Source organism: Phenylobacterium sp. (assembly GCF_036563385.1).
GTDB lineage: Bacteria > Pseudomonadota > Alphaproteobacteria > Caulobacterales > Caulobacteraceae > Phenylobacterium.
On record NZ_DATCML010000008.1, the window covers coordinates 92,899 to 108,231 of the forward strand.

The 15,333-nt window shown below is 70.0% G+C and carries 22 protein-coding genes; 12 read left to right on the plus strand and 10 right to left on the minus strand.

Annotated elements, in window-relative coordinates:
• Positions 1–100: 100 nt before the first annotated feature.
• Complete coding sequence (locus VIL67_RS07095; RefSeq protein WP_332048174.1) at positions 101–712, minus strand: nitroreductase family protein; 612 nt, start codon at positions 710–712, stop codon at positions 101–103.
• A gap of 77 nt (positions 713–789) precedes the next feature.
• Between VIL67_RS07095 and VIL67_RS07100 the strand changes: the two genes are divergently transcribed.
• From VIL67_RS07100 to VIL67_RS07110, 3 genes are all read left to right on the plus strand, one after another.
• Positions 790–1,404, plus strand: a complete 615-nt coding sequence (locus VIL67_RS07100) for an NUDIX hydrolase (RefSeq protein ID WP_332048175.1) — start codon at positions 790–792, stop codon at positions 1,402–1,404.
• 29 nt (positions 1,405–1,433) lie between these two features.
• Positions 1,434–2,264 carry a serine O-acetyltransferase gene (gene cysE / locus VIL67_RS07105; protein ID WP_332048176.1) on the plus strand — a complete coding sequence of 277 codons (831 nt, stop codon included), beginning with the start codon at positions 1,434–1,436 and terminating at the stop codon, positions 2,262–2,264.
• Positions 2,265–2,336: 72 nt separating this feature from the next.
• A complete protein-coding gene (locus tag VIL67_RS07110; protein WP_257816988.1) occupies positions 2,337–2,543 on the plus strand; it encodes a DUF3126 family protein in 207 nt (68 codons plus the stop codon).
• Here VIL67_RS07110 and VIL67_RS07115 read toward each other — a convergent pair.
• Positions 2,540–3,721, minus strand: a complete 1,182-nt coding sequence (locus VIL67_RS07115) for an acyltransferase family protein (RefSeq protein WP_332048177.1) — start codon at positions 3,719–3,721, stop codon at positions 2,540–2,542. The genes VIL67_RS07110 and VIL67_RS07115 overlap by 4 nt on opposite strands.
• A 2-nt stretch (positions 3,722–3,723) precedes the next feature.
• On the opposite strand from VIL67_RS07115, the gene VIL67_RS07120 reads away from it, so the two are divergent.
• The 3 genes from VIL67_RS07120 (at position 3,724) to VIL67_RS07130 (ending at position 5,683) form a co-directional block, all read left to right on the plus strand.
• Positions 3,724–4,632: a LytTR family DNA-binding domain-containing protein gene (locus VIL67_RS07120; RefSeq protein ID WP_332048178.1), complete on the plus strand. Its 909-nt coding sequence runs from the start codon at positions 3,724–3,726 to the stop codon at positions 4,630–4,632.
• A gap of 67 nt (positions 4,633–4,699) precedes the next feature.
• Complete coding sequence (locus VIL67_RS07125; RefSeq protein ID WP_332048179.1) at positions 4,700–5,065, plus strand: TA system antitoxin ParD family protein; 366 nt, start codon at positions 4,700–4,702, stop codon at positions 5,063–5,065.
• Positions 5,066–5,068: 3 nt separating this feature from the next.
• Positions 5,069–5,683 (plus strand): ATPase, encoded by a 615-nt coding sequence (locus VIL67_RS07130; protein ID WP_332048180.1) that lies wholly within the window; start codon positions 5,069–5,071, stop codon positions 5,681–5,683.
• On the opposite strand, the gene VIL67_RS07135 is transcribed toward VIL67_RS07130, so the two are convergent.
• From VIL67_RS07135 to VIL67_RS07145, 3 genes are all read right to left on the minus strand, one after another.
• Entirely contained in the window at positions 5,680–5,907 is a 228-nt protein-coding gene (locus VIL67_RS07135) for a hypothetical protein (protein WP_332048181.1), read from the minus strand. The two genes, VIL67_RS07130 and VIL67_RS07135, sit on opposite strands and share 4 nt — an antisense overlap.
• 37 nt (positions 5,908–5,944) lie before the next feature.
• Complete coding sequence (locus tag VIL67_RS07140; RefSeq protein ID WP_332048182.1) at positions 5,945–6,499, minus strand: SOS response-associated peptidase; 555 nt, start codon at positions 6,497–6,499, stop codon at positions 5,945–5,947.
• A gap of 80 nt (positions 6,500–6,579) precedes the next feature.
• Complete coding sequence (locus tag VIL67_RS07145) at positions 6,580–7,224, minus strand: peptidase S24 (protein WP_332048183.1); 645 nt, start codon at positions 7,222–7,224, stop codon at positions 6,580–6,582.
• Here VIL67_RS07145 and VIL67_RS07150 point away from each other — a divergent pair.
• From VIL67_RS07150 to VIL67_RS07165, 4 genes are all read left to right on the plus strand, one after another.
• Positions 7,223–7,570, plus strand: a complete 348-nt coding sequence (locus tag VIL67_RS07150) for a hypothetical protein (protein ID WP_332048184.1) — start codon at positions 7,223–7,225, stop codon at positions 7,568–7,570. The two genes, VIL67_RS07145 and VIL67_RS07150, sit on opposite strands and share 2 nt — an antisense overlap.
• Entirely contained in the window at positions 7,567–7,776 is a 210-nt protein-coding gene (locus VIL67_RS07155) for a hypothetical protein (RefSeq protein ID WP_332048185.1), read from the plus strand. Before VIL67_RS07150 ends, VIL67_RS07155 begins: the two co-directional genes overlap by 4 nt.
• A 34-nt stretch (positions 7,777–7,810) precedes the next feature.
• A complete protein-coding gene (locus VIL67_RS07160) occupies positions 7,811–8,389 on the plus strand; it encodes a hypothetical protein (RefSeq protein WP_332048186.1) in 579 nt (192 codons plus the stop codon).
• A 96-nt stretch (positions 8,390–8,485) separates the two neighbouring features.
• Positions 8,486–9,949 (plus strand): M10 family metallopeptidase C-terminal domain-containing protein, encoded by a 1,464-nt coding sequence (locus VIL67_RS07165; protein WP_332048187.1) that lies wholly within the window; start codon positions 8,486–8,488, stop codon positions 9,947–9,949.
• A 13-nt stretch (positions 9,950–9,962) separates the two neighbouring features.
• Here VIL67_RS07165 and VIL67_RS07170 read toward each other — a convergent pair whose 3' ends face one another.
• The 3 genes from VIL67_RS07170 to VIL67_RS07180 all read right to left on the minus strand — a co-directional run bounded on the left by VIL67_RS07170 (position 9,963) and on the right by VIL67_RS07180 (position 11,733).
• Complete coding sequence (locus VIL67_RS07170) at positions 9,963–11,192, minus strand: alpha/beta fold hydrolase (RefSeq protein ID WP_332048188.1); 1,230 nt, start codon at positions 11,190–11,192, stop codon at positions 9,963–9,965.
• A 131-nt stretch (positions 11,193–11,323) separates the two neighbouring features.
• Complete coding sequence (locus tag VIL67_RS07175) at positions 11,324–11,554, minus strand: hypothetical protein (protein ID WP_332048189.1); 231 nt, start codon at positions 11,552–11,554, stop codon at positions 11,324–11,326.
• Positions 11,551–11,733: a hypothetical protein gene (locus VIL67_RS07180; protein WP_332048190.1), complete on the minus strand. Its 183-nt coding sequence runs from the start codon at positions 11,731–11,733 to the stop codon at positions 11,551–11,553. The genes VIL67_RS07175 and VIL67_RS07180 overlap by 4 nt, the downstream gene beginning before the upstream one ends.
• Before the next feature lie 190 nt (positions 11,734–11,923).
• Between VIL67_RS07180 and VIL67_RS07185 the strand changes: the two genes are divergently transcribed.
• Positions 11,924–12,673, plus strand: coding sequence for a Crp/Fnr family transcriptional regulator (locus tag VIL67_RS07185; protein WP_332048191.1), 750 nt, complete (start codon positions 11,924–11,926; stop codon positions 12,671–12,673).
• A complete protein-coding gene (locus VIL67_RS07190) occupies positions 12,670–12,903 on the plus strand; it encodes a hypothetical protein (RefSeq protein WP_332048192.1) in 234 nt (77 codons plus the stop codon). The genes VIL67_RS07185 and VIL67_RS07190 overlap by 4 nt, the downstream gene beginning before the upstream one ends.
• Positions 12,904–12,942: 39 nt before the next feature.
• Here VIL67_RS07190 and VIL67_RS07195 read toward each other — a convergent pair whose 3' ends face one another.
• Positions 12,943–14,025: a hypothetical protein gene (locus tag VIL67_RS07195; protein WP_332048193.1), complete on the minus strand. Its 1,083-nt coding sequence runs from the start codon at positions 14,023–14,025 to the stop codon at positions 12,943–12,945.
• Complete coding sequence (locus tag VIL67_RS07200) at positions 14,001–15,332, minus strand: glycosyltransferase (RefSeq protein ID WP_332048194.1); 1,332 nt, start codon at positions 15,330–15,332, stop codon at positions 14,001–14,003. Before VIL67_RS07200 ends, VIL67_RS07195 begins: the two co-directional genes overlap by 25 nt.
• Position 15,333 lies beyond the last annotated feature (1 nt).

Genomic DNA, 15,333 nt, shown 5'->3' on the forward strand with positions numbered 1-15,333 from the left:
GCCCAACTCTCCTCGGGCGTGTCACCTCAGGCCGGATGGTGCGGTGCGCCGTCCGGCCGTTGTGTGTCTGGGGGTCTGGGTGTGTGTCTTGGCCGGGGCTTCAGCCCTGCCAATGCGAGGTCAGCGCCGCCACGTCCGGCCGCTCGCGCTCCAGCGGCGCCTCCTTGGGCGTCCCCAGCAGCATGAAGCCCGCCACCCGCTCGCCGCCGCTCAGGCCAAGGATCGCCGTCGCTTCCGTGTCATAGGCGTACCAGTCGGTGATCCAGTTGCAGCCGTAGCCCAGGGCCAGCGCGGCGTTCAGCAGGTTGGTGCAGACCGCCCCCGCCGAGAGCAGCTGCTCCCATTCCGGGATCTGCGAGGCGCGGATGGAGGAGACCACGGCCACCGCCAGCGGCGGCGCCTTCAGCTTGCCCAGCTTGGCCGCGGCCTGGGCGTCGCCCCGGCTCTGGGCCAGGGCTTCCAGCCGCCGGGCGAACTCGGCCTTGGCTGATTGCTCCAGGATGATGAACCGCCAGGGCGCCAGCTTGCCGTGATCGGGCGCGCGGGCCGCCAGCCGGAGCATCACCTCCACGTCCTCGGCCGTCGGGGCGGGCTCGGCCAGGGTCACCGCCGGGGTGGAGCGCCGCAGCGCCAGGAAGGCCAGCACCTCCGGCGTGGGGCGGACGGGCAGGGGTGCTCCAAAGTCGGGGGCGGGCGGCAGTCGGTCGGTCAAGGGCTGTCCTGTCTTGAGCCTGGGGTGTGGCTCTGTTTATGGGTTCGCCTCCGGTGATCGCAAGGCCAGTTGAGAACATGTCGCAAAAACCCGACTGGCTGCGCCCGCACGGCCGACCCTGGGGCCGGGGCGAAGGTCGCCTGATCTACGACAACCCCTGGATCCGGGTGACCGAGTACGACGCCGAGGCCCCCACGGGCCGCCCGGCGCTCTACGGGGTCGTCAGCTTCAAGAACCTGGCGCTCGCCGTCCTGCCCCTGCACGACGACGGCACGGTCGTGATGGTCGGCCAGAACCGCTTCGCCCTGGCCGACTACAGCTGGGAAATTCCCGAGGGCGGCGGCGGGCTCGACGTCGATCCCCTGGAAAGCGCCAGGCGTGAGCTGGCGGAAGAGACCGGGCTTGCCGCCGATCACTGGCAGGAGGTGCTCCGCGCCCAGCTCTCCAACTCGATCACCGACGAGCGCGCCGTGGGGTTCGTGGCGTGGGGCCTCTCCCAGAGCACCGCCGGCCATCAGGCCGACGACACGGAGGAACTTGTGATCGCCCGTGTTCCGTTCCGGGAGGCGCTCGACGCGGCCCTGGCCGGGCATTTGCAGGACGTCCTTACGGTGGCGATGCTGCTGCGGGCCTACCATATGGCTCGTGAGGGAGACCTGCCGCGCGAGCTTTCGCGCGCTATGCTAGGCTAGGGAGACGGCCGATGGGTCGGGAGGACGCCATGAGCCAACGCCTCGAAGTTATCGATCCGGCCGCGCCGCCGCCGGTCTGGGCCGCCCTGCGGAATGAAGCCTACGCCGCCTCCAAGGACGAGGCCGCGCTGGCCAGCCTGCTTGCCGCGGTGATCCTGAACCACAAGAACCTCGGCGACGCCCTGTCGTACCAGCTGGCCCGGAAGCTCGGCGACCAGGAGCTGCGGGCGATGAGCATCCGCGACATCGCCGAGGAGGCTTTCTCCAGCGATCCCGAGCTGGTCGCCACGGCCGAAGCCGACCTGCGCGCCGTCTTCGAACGAGACCCGGCCTGCAAGGGCTACGTCCAGCCTTTCCTGTTCTTCAAGGGCTTCCAGGCCCTGCAGACCCAGCGCGTCGCCCACTGGCTCTGGAAACAGGGCCGCGACACGCTCGCCTTCTACCTGCAGAGCCGCTCCAGCGAGATCTTCCAGGTGGACATCCACCCGGCCACGGTGATCGGCAAGGGCGTGTTCATCGACCACGGGACCGGCATCGTCATCGGCGAAACCGCGGTGATCGGCGACGACGTCTCCATGCTTCAGGGCGTCACCCTGGGCGGCACGGGCGCCGAGCGCGGCGACCGCCACCCGAAGATCGGCAAGGGCGTGCTGCTCGGCGCCGGCGCCAAGGTCCTGGGCAATATCCAGATCGGCGACTACGCCAAGATCGCCTCGGGCTCGGTGGTGTTGAAGCCGGTGCCGCCGCACTGCACGGCGGCCGGCGTTCCGGCGCGCCTGGTGAACTGCCCGACCTGCGAGGAGCCGGCGCGCAGCATGGACCACACACTGGCCGAGGCTGTGTACGACTACGTGATCTGAGGTTTCCGTTCTGCGCCCGAGCGGCTAGGTTCGCGCCGAACTGATTTCCTCGCAGATCCTGGAGCGTTGGGCGTGGACGAGAAGGCTATCCGCAAGATCGAAGGCCACCTGCGGGGGACCTTCGCCAATGCGCGCATCAAGCTCGTGCCTCGGCCGAAGCAGAAGGACTCCGCCGAAGTCTATGTCGGCGAGGAGTTCGTGGGCGTGGTCTTCCAGGACGAAGACGAGGACGGCTCCTACATGTTCGAGATGGCCATCCTCGCCGAGGATCTGCCCTAGGCAGCGGCCGCCGCCGGCCGGAGCCTCCGCTCCGGCTTGAGGCCGAACCAACCCGCCAGCGGGCCCGCCCGTCGCGCGAGTTCGTACGTCGCCCAGCACCCCGCCGCGGTCAGCGCCACGAGAAGCGCGCCTTCCACGCCGATTGGCAGGTTGGCTCTGGCCAGGTGGTGGCCGGCGATCACGATGATCGTCTGGTGCACGAGATAGAACGGGAAGACGCCCAGCGTCAGGTAGCGCAGGACAGGGCCGCCCCGGTTCAGGTGCTTCGCGCCGAAGCCCAGCACCGCCACGACCGCGGACCACTGCTGAACCGCGAACAGGATCCGCGCGAGCCGCAGCATCGTCTCGCTTGGCGTGGCCTCGGCGTAGCGCGCCACGAAGGCGGCATAGAGCGCCCATCCGCCCAGCCACAGGGCCAGCGCCACCCACCGCAGCGAGATCGCTCCGTCCCGCGCCCGGTCCGACTTCGCGTAGCCGTAGCCGAGCAGCAGGGCGAAGAGGTTCATCGGGTGCTCGTACCAGTCGTCCACGAGGGCGTGGGTCGAGCCGAAGACCGGCTGCAGGGTGAGCCGCAGAAGGGCGAAGATCGCCACCGGCGCCGCCAGGAAGATCCAGGCCGGCAGACGGTCGAGGAGGGCGCTAATCCGCTCGCCGAGTCGCGGGCAGGCCCTCAGCGCCAGGGCCAGAAGCAGGGTGTAGACCAGCAGGTAGGCCACGAACCACATGTGGTTCCAGGTGGGCGTGATCAGGCACCCTTCCGGGGCGCACCAGCCGCCGGAGGCCGTCACGTACTTGGCGTAGAAGGCGGGGAAGGGCAGGGCCAGCTGCGGCGCCTGTTCGGAGATCTCGTACCAGGTCTGGGGCGGCACGATCACGAACATGGCCAGGAGCAGCGGGGGCAGCAGGCGGGCGGTACGCTGGCGCGCGAGGCCGCCGGGGCTGGGCGCCTTGTCGAAGATGAATCGCGTCGCCGCGCCCGAGACGAAGAACAGCAGTGTCAGCCGCCAGGGGTTGGTCAGCACCATCAGCGGCTCCAGCGCATGGCTGGCTCTTGGGCTTTTCACGTGCCAGTCCCAGGTCACGTAGAACATGCCGACGTGGTAGAGGATCAGCAGGGCGAAGGCGCCGACGCGGATCCAGTCGAGGTCGGCGCGGCGGTCGGAAGGAACGTTGGGCATCGGTGGCTCTGGGCGTGGACGAGACCTCCTCATCCGCTGAACCCGACGCGGGCGTGAAGCCGGTGCGTGACGTGCGGCGGCAGGCTTGGGGCGAGCGGCTGGCGCTCGTGATGGCCGGCTGGCGGCGAGGGACGAGCGGCGTCGCGATCGCAATCGCAGGCGTTGGGGTGTTGGCGGTCACCACCGTCAACGTCCTGAGCGAACTCCACGACGGGCGGCGCATCGGCGTGCCGGTGCCGCCGGTGCCGGCGTTCGCCTACGAGTACACCAGCGGCGCGGGCATCCTGCTGGCCTTCTGCCTTGTGGCGCCGCTCGCCCGCTTGCGGCCTGGGCAGCTGGGGTGGCCGAGGTTCCTGGCCGTGCACCTTGCCGGGGCGACGGCCTATTCCGCGGTTCACATCCTGGCCATGGTGGGCCTGCGCCACCTCGTCTGGGCGCTCGTTGGTCGCAGCTACGACTTCGATTTCGGCGCCGACTGGCTCTACGAATACCGCAAGGACCTGATCAGCTACGTGCTGTTGAGCCTGATCGTGGTGTTCGCGCCGCGGCGGCCGCCGCGGACGGCTGCGCTCCCGGAGGAGGTGCGCCTGCCGGACGGGCGCCGGGCGGCGCGGTTTCCGGCCGAGTTGATCGAGGCCGCGGAAGCGTGCGGCAACTATGTGGAGCTGAAGCTCGCGGACGGCGCTCGCCCGCTGGTCCGGGCCACCCTGGCCGCCGCCGAAGCCGAGCTTGCGCCCTACGGCTTCGTGCGCACCCATCGGTCCTGGCTGGTGCGGGCGGACCGGGTGACGGCGCTAGCCCCGACCGGGGCTGGCGACCATCTGGTGACGCTTGCGAGCGGGCTCTCCGCCCCTCTCTCCCGCCGCTTCCCTGCCTCCCTCGCCACCCTGCGAGAGCGGCTCGATCGCTGAGCGCCACACCCAAGTCTTGCAACCTCGCCCCTCAGGTGGCATTTTGACACCAGCGAAGGAGCACGCCATGGCCGCACGGCACGCATCCGTGAAGCTGTCCGCCGACTTCCTCGATGCCGCCCGTCGGGAGGCCGAGGTGTTCAACCGCTCCCTGGGCGCCCAGGTGGAGCACTGGGCCCGCCTCGGCCGCATGTTCGAAGCCACCCCCGGGGTCGGCGTTGACCGTGTCCGCCAGGCCCTGCAGGGCGAGCTCAGGTATGACGACCTCAGTGAGGCCGAGCGGCTCGCGTTCAACCTGCAGCTTGGCGACCCGTGGGATGCGGCCACCGAGGCCCACTTCAAGGCGCTGGGCGAGCAGGAGGGCGCCGTCGGCAGCGACGGGAACGGCCGGCTGGTCCGGCGCGAAGGCGGGCGGCTCACGCCGGTCCGCTGATCCATGGCCGGCGCACGGCCGACCTTCCACCTGCTGGCCGGACCGAACGGAGCGGGCAAGACCTCGCTCTACGAGGCCGTCATCCGGCGGCTTACCGACGCTGAGTTCGTCAATCCCGACCGACTCTGCTTCGCCGAGTTGGGCCGCCACGCCCTCAGTCGGGCGGACGCCGAGCTGGGCCAGCGGCTGGCCGAAACCCGCCGCGGCGAGCTGATGGCCGCCAGCCGAAGCCTGGTGGTCGAGACAACCTTCTCCCATCCATCCAAGCTCGATCTGCTGCGCCGCGCCCGTGTGCTCGGGTACGAACTGGTGGTCTATCACCTCTCCCTCGGATCGGCCGACGAGGCGGTGGCGCGGGTGGCGCAGCGGGCTGGGGCGGGCGGCCATCCTGTGCCCGAGGCCAATATCCGCGGCCGCTTCGCGCGAAACCCCGCGCTAATCCGGGAGGCGATCCTGCTCGCCGACTTCGGGCACGTGTTCGACAACAGCGTCCTCGGCCGCGCTCCGCGGCGGGTGATCGCTTTCGTCGGCGGGCGCCCGGCCCTGGTGGCGCCCGACCTGCCGGTCTGGGCCCGAGAGCTCTACGGCCGCGACCTCGGCCCCCGCACCCTGGCCTAAAGCGGCGCTGGCTCGCCCAGGTCGGAGGGCGCCCGCGCCGGCTGGCCGAAGGTCGGGTCCTCCAGGATCCGCGCGCCAGCGTGGACATAGCCGTTGTTGCGACACTCGTGGTGCGCCGACTGCCGCTGGCAGAGGTCGTAGGTCACCTGCTCCAGCTCGTTGTAGGCCAGGGTGCAGCCCGACAGCCCGAGGGCGACGGCAAGGACGACGATGGGCGTGCGCATGGGGCCTCCGGACGCGGAGCCTAGCTGTTCCGGCGTCTCAGCGCACCTGGGTGACGCGCAGGCTGCCGGCGGGGAGGGGGCCGATCGGCGGCTGCGCCTCTGCCGGACCCAGCCAGTCGGCCCAGTGCTTCCGGTGCAGGATCACGATCTGCCGGTCGTGGTAGGGCGCGATGTCGGGTCCGGGCTCGCAGGTCAGCATGGTGAAACGGTCGTCCCGCACCAAGCCGGCGATACAGAACAGCTCCCGATCGTCCGCCCGCTCGAACAGCCACTTGGACTTGGGCTTGGTGTCGCCGGTGAATTCGTAGAAGCCGTCGGCCGGGATCAGGCAACGCCCGTTGGGGAAGCGCCGCCCCTCGGAGCGGAAGTTGATCACCGGCGGCCGGCCGGGCTGCACGAACCCCCAGCGCAACTGCTTCAACTCCACCCCCTCCGCTGACCCCAGCAGGATGGGCGCCGGATCGGTGGGGCGGATCGAGTCCCTGGGCTCCAGGTTCGGCGCGCCGCCCACCCAGTGCAGCGGCAGCTTCAGCTCGCTGAACTCCCGGGCGATGCGGTCGAGGGACTGCTTGAAACGGTATTCATTGCACATGGCGTGTCAGATACGGCGGCGGCGCGTCCGCCGTCCATATGTAGATCACATACAGTCGGCGACTGTATCCGCTCTACGGATCAGGCGGCGCCCCGGATGATGCGGCGAGCCTGGTACGGCGGAATGATCGCGGTGATGTGCGCCGCCCAGCGGAGCTGGGCGTCGTGCCGGGTCGGCCCGGCGACGCTCTCGAGGTCGAACAGGCCGGGGCGGGAGCCGCGCAGCAGCCGCTTCACCAGCACCTCGTCGGTATCCACCTCCACCACCACGACGTGACCCAGCATGTCGGGCGTAGGCGGCGTGCGCTGGTCCTCGAAGTAGATCAGCGCGCCGTCATCGGCCACGCCGCGCATGGAATGACCGACCACCAGAAGGGCGGCCGCCCTGTCCGTGCCGCCTGGCGGGATCGGCGCAAGGTCGGCGGGGTCCTGGCCGGTCGCGAACAGCACCGTGCCCTCGGGATTCGCGCCCACCCGCCCGATGATCCGCACGAACCCCGGCTCGGCCGTCGGGCGCATCGGTCCGGCGGAGTCATACAGCCACTCGGGCCGCACGCCGAACGCCGCCGCATAATCCTTCGCGCGCCGGTAGGAGAAGGGCGCGTTGCCGTTCTCATTCGAGGCGTAGGTGTTGCGGTTCCAGCCGAACGCGTCCGCCGCGGCCGCGGCGGTGTCGAATCCCTTGCCGATGCGCGCCTCACGCAGTCGTTGGGAGCGGTCGTCCATGGCGAAGATCCTGCGGCCGTTCGACGCTGTAGATAACCTACAAAATGTGGTGGCGCAATCACTGTACATAATCTACAGTTCCCGTATGACGACAGCGACCCACGACCTCTCTCCTCACGCGAGCGCCGCCTACGTTGCGCTCCGCCGTGGCGGGACCCCGCCGGCGGCGGCCCGCCTGCAACTTGGCCTCATGCCTATCGCGGCCCTACGTCTGGAACGGACGTTCCAGGCGCGGAAGTGGCGCGATCCTGACGCCCTGCGCCCGCGCTTCGCCCATCATCGGCGGCACCTCGCGGCGGTTCTGGCCGCAGGCGGCTTCCCGGTCCTGCCCGAGCGCCTGCGATGAGCCCGCGCCCACTCGAGGCGGGCCCCGACGCCGCCAAGGTGGTGGCCGGCGCGCTCGCCCGGCGGCCGCCCGCCGAGCGCGCGGGCTTCCTGCGCGAGCTCCTGGCCCACACCGCGGCCGGCCTCGTAGTGATCGAGGGCGAGCGGGCGGCCGGCGAGGCGGTCTACCGGCTGGCCGACGCCGTGGTCGCCCGCGGCCTCCGCTGACCTGACCCACATCCGCAAGCATCCGGAGTCCCCCATGGGCAGACCCTTCGACCCCGCGCGCGAGACGCGCGCCCGCCTGCAGTTGCTCGAGCGCCGCGAGAAGGCCCGCGCCGAAGCCCGCGCCGTCTCCGAGGGCGTAGCCGAGACGGTGGCCCTCTCGCGCGCCCGCGGCGCCGCGATCACCAAGGCGCCGCCCGAGCCGGGCGGCCGCGAGACCGCCTGGCGCCGCCAGACCGGCCTGCAGTGGCTGGCGCGCAAGGGCCGCCTTACAGAGCGGCAGGTCGAGGCCGGCCTCCGCTACGGCGAGGCTTTCCGCCGCGCTGAGGCCGCGCCGCCGATCGGCTCCACCCTGGAAGTCCAGCCCGGGACCAACGTGACCCCCGGGCCGTCGCTCTCGCACCTGGTGAAGCTGTCCCGCGGGCGCCAGCATGCCGCCGAGACCCTGGCCGCCTGCCGTCGCCGCCTGTTCGACCAGTCCGATCTGGTCGGCGCCTGCGACCTGGTCTGCGGTCGCGAGCTCACGCCTCGCGAGGCCGCCGGCGGCGAGCGCGACGCCGCCCGGCTTGAGGCCGTGCTCAAGGTCGCCCTCGACATCCTCGCGGCCGAGCACTGAGGCGGAAGCTCGCTCGGCGGCGCGCGTCAGCCGGAGATCAGCGGTAGCGCATCGGGGCTGGTGGACGCATGCTCCTCCGGCTTTCGGAGTAGCGCCATGCCCGCCCCTGCTCATGCCATCGCCGCAGTGCAGACCCCCTTGCCCCTCCCGCTCGACGTGTGGGGCGGGGCGGCCGGCCAGCTGACGATCACCTATACCTTCGAGGATCAGCAATCCGCCCAGTTCCTGCGCCCCTACAGCGGCTGGACGGGCTGGACCGCCGATCAGAAGGAAGCCGTGCGCCGGGGCCTGCGGGAGTACGAGTCCGTGGTCGACGTGCGCTTTGTCGAGGTGGCGGCGGGGTCACCGGAGTCTGTGATCTCCTTCGGCCGGGTGAACGTGGATTCCGTCGCCGAGACCTGGTGGCGCATCTGGACCGGGCCAGACTCGACTGGCCAGACCGCCATCAAGCGCTGGCACGCCGGCGTGGTCTTCGACGACGACGTCGACCTGGCCGGCGTCAACGCCCGCTGGCTGATCCTTCACGAGGTCGGCCACGCCATGATGCTGAAGCACACCGGCGACTACGACACCACCGGCGCCACGCCGGCCGCTCCCTACCTTCCCGCGGACGAGGACCACCGCGACTACACCGTCATGTCCTATGTGCGCGGCGACGGGGCGGCCAGCGCCCTGCAGCTGCAGCTGTACGACATCGCCGCCCTGCAGGCCCGCTGGGGCGCAAACACCAAGGAGGCGGCCGGCGACAGCGTCTACACCTTCGCCGACGATCCGGGGATCTTCGCCATCTGGGACACCGGCGGCGTGGACCGCATCGACGCCAGCGCCGCGGCTGGGCCCACGGACATCGACCTGGCCGAGGGCGGCTTCTCGCGCCTGGCGGGCCAGAACCGGATCTCGATCGCCTGGGGCGCGCGGATCGAAAACGCCGCCGGCGGCGCCTCCGCCGACCGGATCCGCGGCAACGACCTGGACAACCGCCTGGTCGGCGGATGGGGCGGCGACACCCTCGAAGGCGGGGCCGGGCTGGACTACCTGCGGGGCGAGGACGGCGACGACCTGATCCTCGGTGGGGCCGGGTTCGACGACAGTCACGGCAACGCGGGCAACGACACCGTTCGCGGCGGCGACGGCGACGACTGGGTGGTCGGCGGCAAGGACCAGGACCAGCTGTTCGGGGACGCCGGATGGGACATCGTCTACGGCAACCTTGGCGACGACACGTGCGACGGCGGGGCAGGGGCCGACTGGGTCCGCGGCGGCCAGGGCGATGACCAGCTGCATGGCGGCGACGGCGCCGACTGGCTCTGGGGCGACCGCGGCGACGACACGATCACGGGCGGCGCCGGGGCCGACGACTTCCACGTTCAGCCGGGAAGCGCGCTGGACCGCGTCACCGACTTCAGCCTTGCGGACGGGGACCGGGTCTTCGTGGACGGCGCACCCGGCTACACGGTCAGCCTCTCCGGAGCCGACACCGTCATCGACGTCGGCGGCGGAGACCGCATGGTGCTTGTGGGCGTACAGCTCACGCCGGGGGCCTGGCTCGTGGTGACCTGAGCGCGAGCTCGGGTCAGATCGGACGCGGACCTCGGGGCAGGGGCGGACGGTCGGCGTCGAAGCTGCGGTCCGTCTCGGCCGGCGGGATCCCCGCCGGGCGCTCCCGCGGCAGGTCGGCGTGCACGGCGGGCTGCACGGCCAGGGCGAAGTCGGCGATCAGGCGATTGTACAGGTCCGCGCGCTCCATCGGGCCCAGGTGGTTCGCGCCCTCGACCACGAACAGCTCGCCCTGCGCCGCCGTGTCGGCGATCTCGCGATTGGCCTCCAGCTTGGTGACGATGTCCATGTCGCCGCCGATCACCAGCACCGGCCGGCGGAACCGGGCCATCGCCCCGGTGGCGTCCCAGTGCAGCATGGCGAGATTGCCCGCCGCCTCGACGGCGGGCGGGTTGCGCGTCGACAGCAGCGTCACGTGCTCCAGCTGGCTGCGGGTGACGTACCGGCCAAAGCCGAAGCGGTGCGCCAGGTGCGAGGAGCCGCTGAAGTAGCTCTGCCACTTGGACAGCCAGACCAGGGGATGCAGCACCTTGGTCAGCCGCATGGCGGGCTCGATGACGGGCTTCTGCAGCGCGCGCAGCAGGCCGCTCAGGATCATGGTCCTCAGCGGGTTGGTGTAGGTGGTGTTCAGCAGGACCACGCCGGCGATCCGGTCGGCCAGCTCCGGCCGGTCGCGCACCAGGGTCTGAATGGTCATGCCGCCGATGCTGTGGCCGACCAGGACGACCGGGCGACGGCCCGACGCCTCCAGCAGGGTCGCGAGATCGGCCGCGAAGGCGGGCAGGCCCACCTGCCGCGCCCGGCTCTTGCCAAGGCCCGGCAGGTCCCAGAGGGTCAGGTTGAACCGGTCCCCGAGGTCCGCCTTGGCGTAGGACCAGAAGGTGCTGTCCATGCCCCAGCCGTGGGTGAAGATGATCGGCGGCCCGTCGGCCCGGCCATGCCGTTCCACATAGAGCGTCGCCCCGCTGGCGCCGGCGATCTCCTGTCCCTCGCCGCGCTCCGGCCGGCTGGGCCGCTCGTCCCGGCGCGCGAGCAGCGGCAGCATCACGAACCGGCCCAGGGCCGACCAGGCCAGCAGGCCCAGGCCCGTCCACAGCCGCCAGTCCTCGCGCACCGTATGCGGGACGCCGGCGGCGTCGCGGACCCAGTCGCCCTGATACCACGTCCACAGCAGGTAGCCCGCCGCGCCCAGGATCAGGAGCGAGAGGAGGGTGGTAAAGAAGCGAAGGATCGACAGAAGCGGCATGGCAGGTCCTGCGGGCTGTAGGCGAAAGCCAACCCGCCAGCCGACGCCGTGTTCCATCGGGCTCAAAGGATCGCGCCGGCTCCGAGCAGGAAGACGCTGACGGTTGCGCCAAAGGCTCGCTCCGGCGCCGCCTAGGTGGCGATGAGCAGCTTGAGTTCCCCTGCGGCGTTCTGAACCAGCACCTCCACGTCCAGCGCGGGCCGCCGCGCCTGCGCCGCCAGCCGGAGCGCCGCCTCTTCGGCGTCCACCTTGTAGTCGAAGCGGCGCCAGCCGCCCGTCGGGCCGAAGACCCGCCAGCCGTCATGGTGTCGGAGCACAGCGAGCGTGAGAACCGGGCGCGAGGCCGCGTTCGGGCGTCTCACTTGGCTTCCGCGGCGACGAGCCGATCGCCGGCAAGTAGCTCGTAGGCGCGATGAAACGGACTCGCTTGCAGTTCGTCCCGAGCGAGCGCCTGCGCCTGCGCCTCCGCGGCCGTGATCAGCAACGAGAGCGTCGGGACAGAATAGCGGCTGTCGGTGATGAGGCATGTGAAGACTGGCATGGCTCCTGTTGAATAGGCCGCAGCGACGCGGCCGAAACTCAAATGGGTTAAGGGCGCTGAGCGGAATATTTCGCAGCACCGGCCGCGCTTGGATCGGGCGCTTCGTCCCCATATCTCAAGCATTGGTGCTCATCACGGCATGCGCTGACTGAGAGACAACGTGTGCTCCCGCCCTACGGGAGCAACACCATTGTCTTTTCGACTCGCCAGCCTCCCCGAACATGCTCAGCTGATCGCCAAGCTGACGAGCGTCGCTGACGTCCCGACCGGCGAACTGGCCGCGCTGGGCGATCTCGAGGTTGTCACGCGGTCTTTCGCGCGCGGCGAGGACATCATTCGCCTTCACGACACGCCGACCACGTGCGGCCTGATGCTGAGCGGCTTCGCCTGCCGCTACAAGCTGGTGGCCGAGGGCAAGCGCCAGATCATGGCCTTCCACATCGCCGGCGACACACCCGATCTGCAGAGCGTGCACCTGCAGACGATGGACCACAGCATCGCCGCGCTGACCCCGACGAAGGTCGCTTTCATCCGTCTCGATGACATGAAGCGGCTGATCTACAGCAACCCCGTAATCTGCCATCTGCTGTGGCGCGACACCCTCATCGACGCGGCCGTCGCGCGTGAGTGGATGATGGGCATCGGCCGCCTTCCGGCCGACTCCCGTGTGGCTCACCTGCTCTGCGAGCTGCTTTGCAAACACCAGGCGGCCGGCCTTGCCCAGGAACGAAGCTTCCCCCTCCCGGTGACGCAACAGGACCTGGCCGACGCCCTTGGACTGACCCCCGTGCACATCAACCGCGTCCTGCAGGAGCTCAGGCAGCGCCGCCTGATCGAGCTGACCCGCACGACGGCGGTGATACTGGATTGGGACGAGCTCGAGCGGCTGGCGTCGTTCGATCCCACCTACCTCCATCTGATCCCCCGCAAAGCCGCGTGAAGATCACCCTCCAGCCCGTCGAGCTCTTGCTGCAGGGCCGCTGCGTCTCCGCCCGGCTGGTGCTCTGCGACGGCCGGCTGTGCGCGGTGCTGAGCTGGCTGGACCCCGACCTGGACGGCGAGGCCGGCTGGTTCGTCGAAGCGGGATTCGGCCGCCTGGCGGAGCCTTCGAGCCCCGTAATCCCCGACTTCGAGGGCGTAGAGGCGTGGGTGGTCGCAAAGCTGAGCTAGGGAAGTCGCAAGCGCCGCGCTCTGCGCCAACGGGCCCCCTCAAGTCGCCCCCTGCGGGTCGCTCCCCCGCGCAAAGGTCGCCGCGCCAGGTGCGGGGTCACCGGTGGAGCTGCTCTGAGTAGGGTGGAGTACGTGCGCGAGCGCGCAGGCCTCCAGGCGCATCTGCTGCCGTGTCGTTGTGAGCGCCACGATCGCGCGTTCGATCGCGTTGAGACAGGCCGTCGCCCGCTCCTCGACCCGGACGTCCAGTCCATCGCGCTCGAAGCGAACGGGATTGCCCGACACGCTGTGCCATGTGGGCCGCGCGCCGCTGCGCCGCGCCGGAAGTTCGAGGCGCGCCATGATCGCTTGCAGTTGCGGCTGCACGTTGCGGCGGAAGTCATCGAAGTGGATCGTGAGGCTGCGGCCATCGTGCCGGCGCATGAAGTCGCTCGCTTGAGCGTTCCGGAAGATCCAGTGGGCGATGGCGTGGGCCAAGGTCTTGGAGCTCGGCATCATCGCATATGAGCCGTCCTGTGACTGGGGGCGTGGCTTCGAGGTCCTCAGGCTCTGCACGTTTGGCGCAGAACTCCTGAACAGGTGAAGCGGCAGGACACAGGCAGCGCCTGAAGCCTCCAGTGAAGCGGCGAAACGGGCGGGCTTGCTGGAGTCCAGCAGGGTTTTGCCGCCGCCCACCTGGTGGGCTGCGAGATACAGTTCGCGCGCGATCTCCCGAAAGAGCGGGTCGCCGGCCGGCCGCCGACGTCTGGTCTCGAGGTGGACGACCCCACCCACGGCGGCGCGAAAGGCCGCATCGAACCGGCGCGCGTCGGCCGCGTGAACCTTTCCGAAGCCCTTGGCTATGACTTCGGTCCAGAACTCGCATCGCGAGAAGTTCACGCCGCACCCGCAGAGCTCGTCGCGGAGGAAGCCTCGGCTCCAGAGATGGGCGACTTCTCCGAGCGCGGTCACGTCGGCGGCTTGCTGCAGCTTGCCTTCAAGGAGCGTGCTGCCGCTCCGCGCGCAGCCGATGATGGCGACAACACGAGGGACGAGGTGCGTCGGCTCTTGGTGCGCCGCGCGCGCCGGGGCGTGCTGACGGCGCCCGTCGCCGCCCCTTAGGCGGGCGCGCGCTTGCGCCACGATCCGACTTCCCTGTCCGTCCACTTGCGGCGGTGGAGGCTGCGGTGCGCCGCGTAGACCTCATCGAGCAGGGGTTCGGGCCGGAACCTGTCGATGGTCGCTGCGACGCCCGCCGGCTCGATCCTGCCCTCACGAATGGCGGCGTACAGCTCGAGGATCGCGCCAACCATGTCGGACACCTCGCGCCCCGAGCGTTGCACGAGCCGCCCGCTCACGCCGGGAGAGATGACGGCCTCCAGTTGCGGCAGGTGCAACGCCGCCACGGGCCTGCCGCATGACAGGGCTTCCAGCAGTGCGCGAGGCATGCCCTCGAACTCCGAGGTGAGAAGGCCGATGTGGACGTTCCGCCAGACGTTGGCGATTTCAGGTGGCCGCAGCACGCCGTGGTTCACGATCAGGTTCGAAACGCCTTCAAAACCAGGAACGGACGGCAGGTCTCCGTCGCCGACGTAGTGAAGCTCGACGGGCGCCGGAGCGACCTTGGCCAGCTCCGCGACGACCTGGAACAGGAGGTCCAGGCGCTTGAAACGATCGGCCCGTCCCACGTAGGCCAGCCGGATCTTGTCTTCGGCCAGGTCGAAGGGGCTGGGCTGATAAGTGGAAGGGTCGGCCCAGGTGGTGAGCGTCGCCATCTTGCTGGCCGCCCAGGGAAAGGCGCGCTTGTACATGGCCGTCATCTGCGGGTTCACCGAGAAGTAGCGGGCGGCGGTGGTCGCGGCGAACGCCTCCAGCATCCCGCGTAACGCCGTGTGCCGCCCCAGGATCGAGCTCATCGGTTGATCCTTGCGCCCCCAGACATGCACCATCTGGATGAAAGGACAGGCGAAGGACCAGACGATCGGCGAGAGTTCCACGCGTCGGATCTCGACCGAATATCTCCCGCGGCGCAGGAGGGCGCGCAACCGCCACCAGCGACGAAGTAGTGCGCCGGCGAACCGGAACGTTTCTGACTTCACGATGCTGTCCGGATATTCGTTATGAGCGGTCGGCGCCCGCATGAGCGGGAAGAAGTCGATCTGCCGACCCCTGAACACCACCTGGCTGATCACGCCTGGATCCAGGTCGCCGATCTCATCGGGCGCAACCACCAACAGCCGAAACTCCTTTGGGCAGTAGGTGATGAAATCCCGCACGTAGGTGCTGGTCCCACCGATCTTGCCGCCGCGCGGATCGTCGCTGTTGAACAGACAGACGTTGATATGTCCGCCGTCTCCCGCCTCCCGCTCGGGTTTGCCCACGCCCGCAGCGGGCGTCAGCAACGGCCCGTGACGGTGCGGATGGGCTAGGCTGGCGCGCAGCGTGGGCATG

Coding starts and splice junctions, on each gene's coding strand:
- VIL67_RS07100 (WP_332048175.1), top strand. CDS start 790: ATGTCGCAAAAACCCGACTGGCTGCGCCCGCACGGCCGACCCTGGGGC.
- cysE (WP_332048176.1), top strand. CDS start 1,434: ATGAGCCAACGCCTCGAAGTTATCGATCCGGCCGCGCCGCCGCCGGTC.
- VIL67_RS07115 (WP_332048177.1), bottom strand. CDS start 3,721: ATGCCCAACGTTCCTTCCGACCGCCGCGCCGACCTCGACTGGATCCGC.
- VIL67_RS07125 (WP_332048179.1), top strand. CDS start 4,700: ATGGCCGCACGGCACGCATCCGTGAAGCTGTCCGCCGACTTCCTCGAT.
- VIL67_RS07130 (WP_332048180.1), top strand. CDS start 5,069: ATGGCCGGCGCACGGCCGACCTTCCACCTGCTGGCCGGACCGAACGGA.
- VIL67_RS07135 (WP_332048181.1), bottom strand. CDS start 5,907: ATGCGCACGCCCATCGTCGTCCTTGCCGTCGCCCTCGGGCTGTCGGGC.
- VIL67_RS07140 (WP_332048182.1), bottom strand. CDS start 6,499: ATGTGCAATGAATACCGTTTCAAGCAGTCCCTCGACCGCATCGCCCGG.
- VIL67_RS07150 (WP_332048184.1), top strand. CDS start 7,223: ATGGCGAAGATCCTGCGGCCGTTCGACGCTGTAGATAACCTACAAAAT.
- VIL67_RS07145 (WP_332048183.1), bottom strand. CDS start 7,224: ATGGACGACCGCTCCCAACGACTGCGTGAGGCGCGCATCGGCAAGGGA.
- VIL67_RS07155 (WP_332048185.1), top strand. CDS start 7,567: ATGAGCCCGCGCCCACTCGAGGCGGGCCCCGACGCCGCCAAGGTGGTG.
- VIL67_RS07160 (WP_332048186.1), top strand. CDS start 7,811: ATGGGCAGACCCTTCGACCCCGCGCGCGAGACGCGCGCCCGCCTGCAG.
- VIL67_RS07165 (WP_332048187.1), top strand. CDS start 8,486: ATGCCCGCCCCTGCTCATGCCATCGCCGCAGTGCAGACCCCCTTGCCC.
- VIL67_RS07170 (WP_332048188.1), bottom strand. CDS start 11,192: ATGCCGCTTCTGTCGATCCTTCGCTTCTTTACCACCCTCCTCTCGCTC.
- VIL67_RS07180 (WP_332048190.1), bottom strand. CDS start 11,733: ATGCCAGTCTTCACATGCCTCATCACCGACAGCCGCTATTCTGTCCCG.
- VIL67_RS07200 (WP_332048194.1), bottom strand. CDS start 15,332: ATGCCCACGCTGCGCGCCAGCCTAGCCCATCCGCACCGTCACGGGCCG.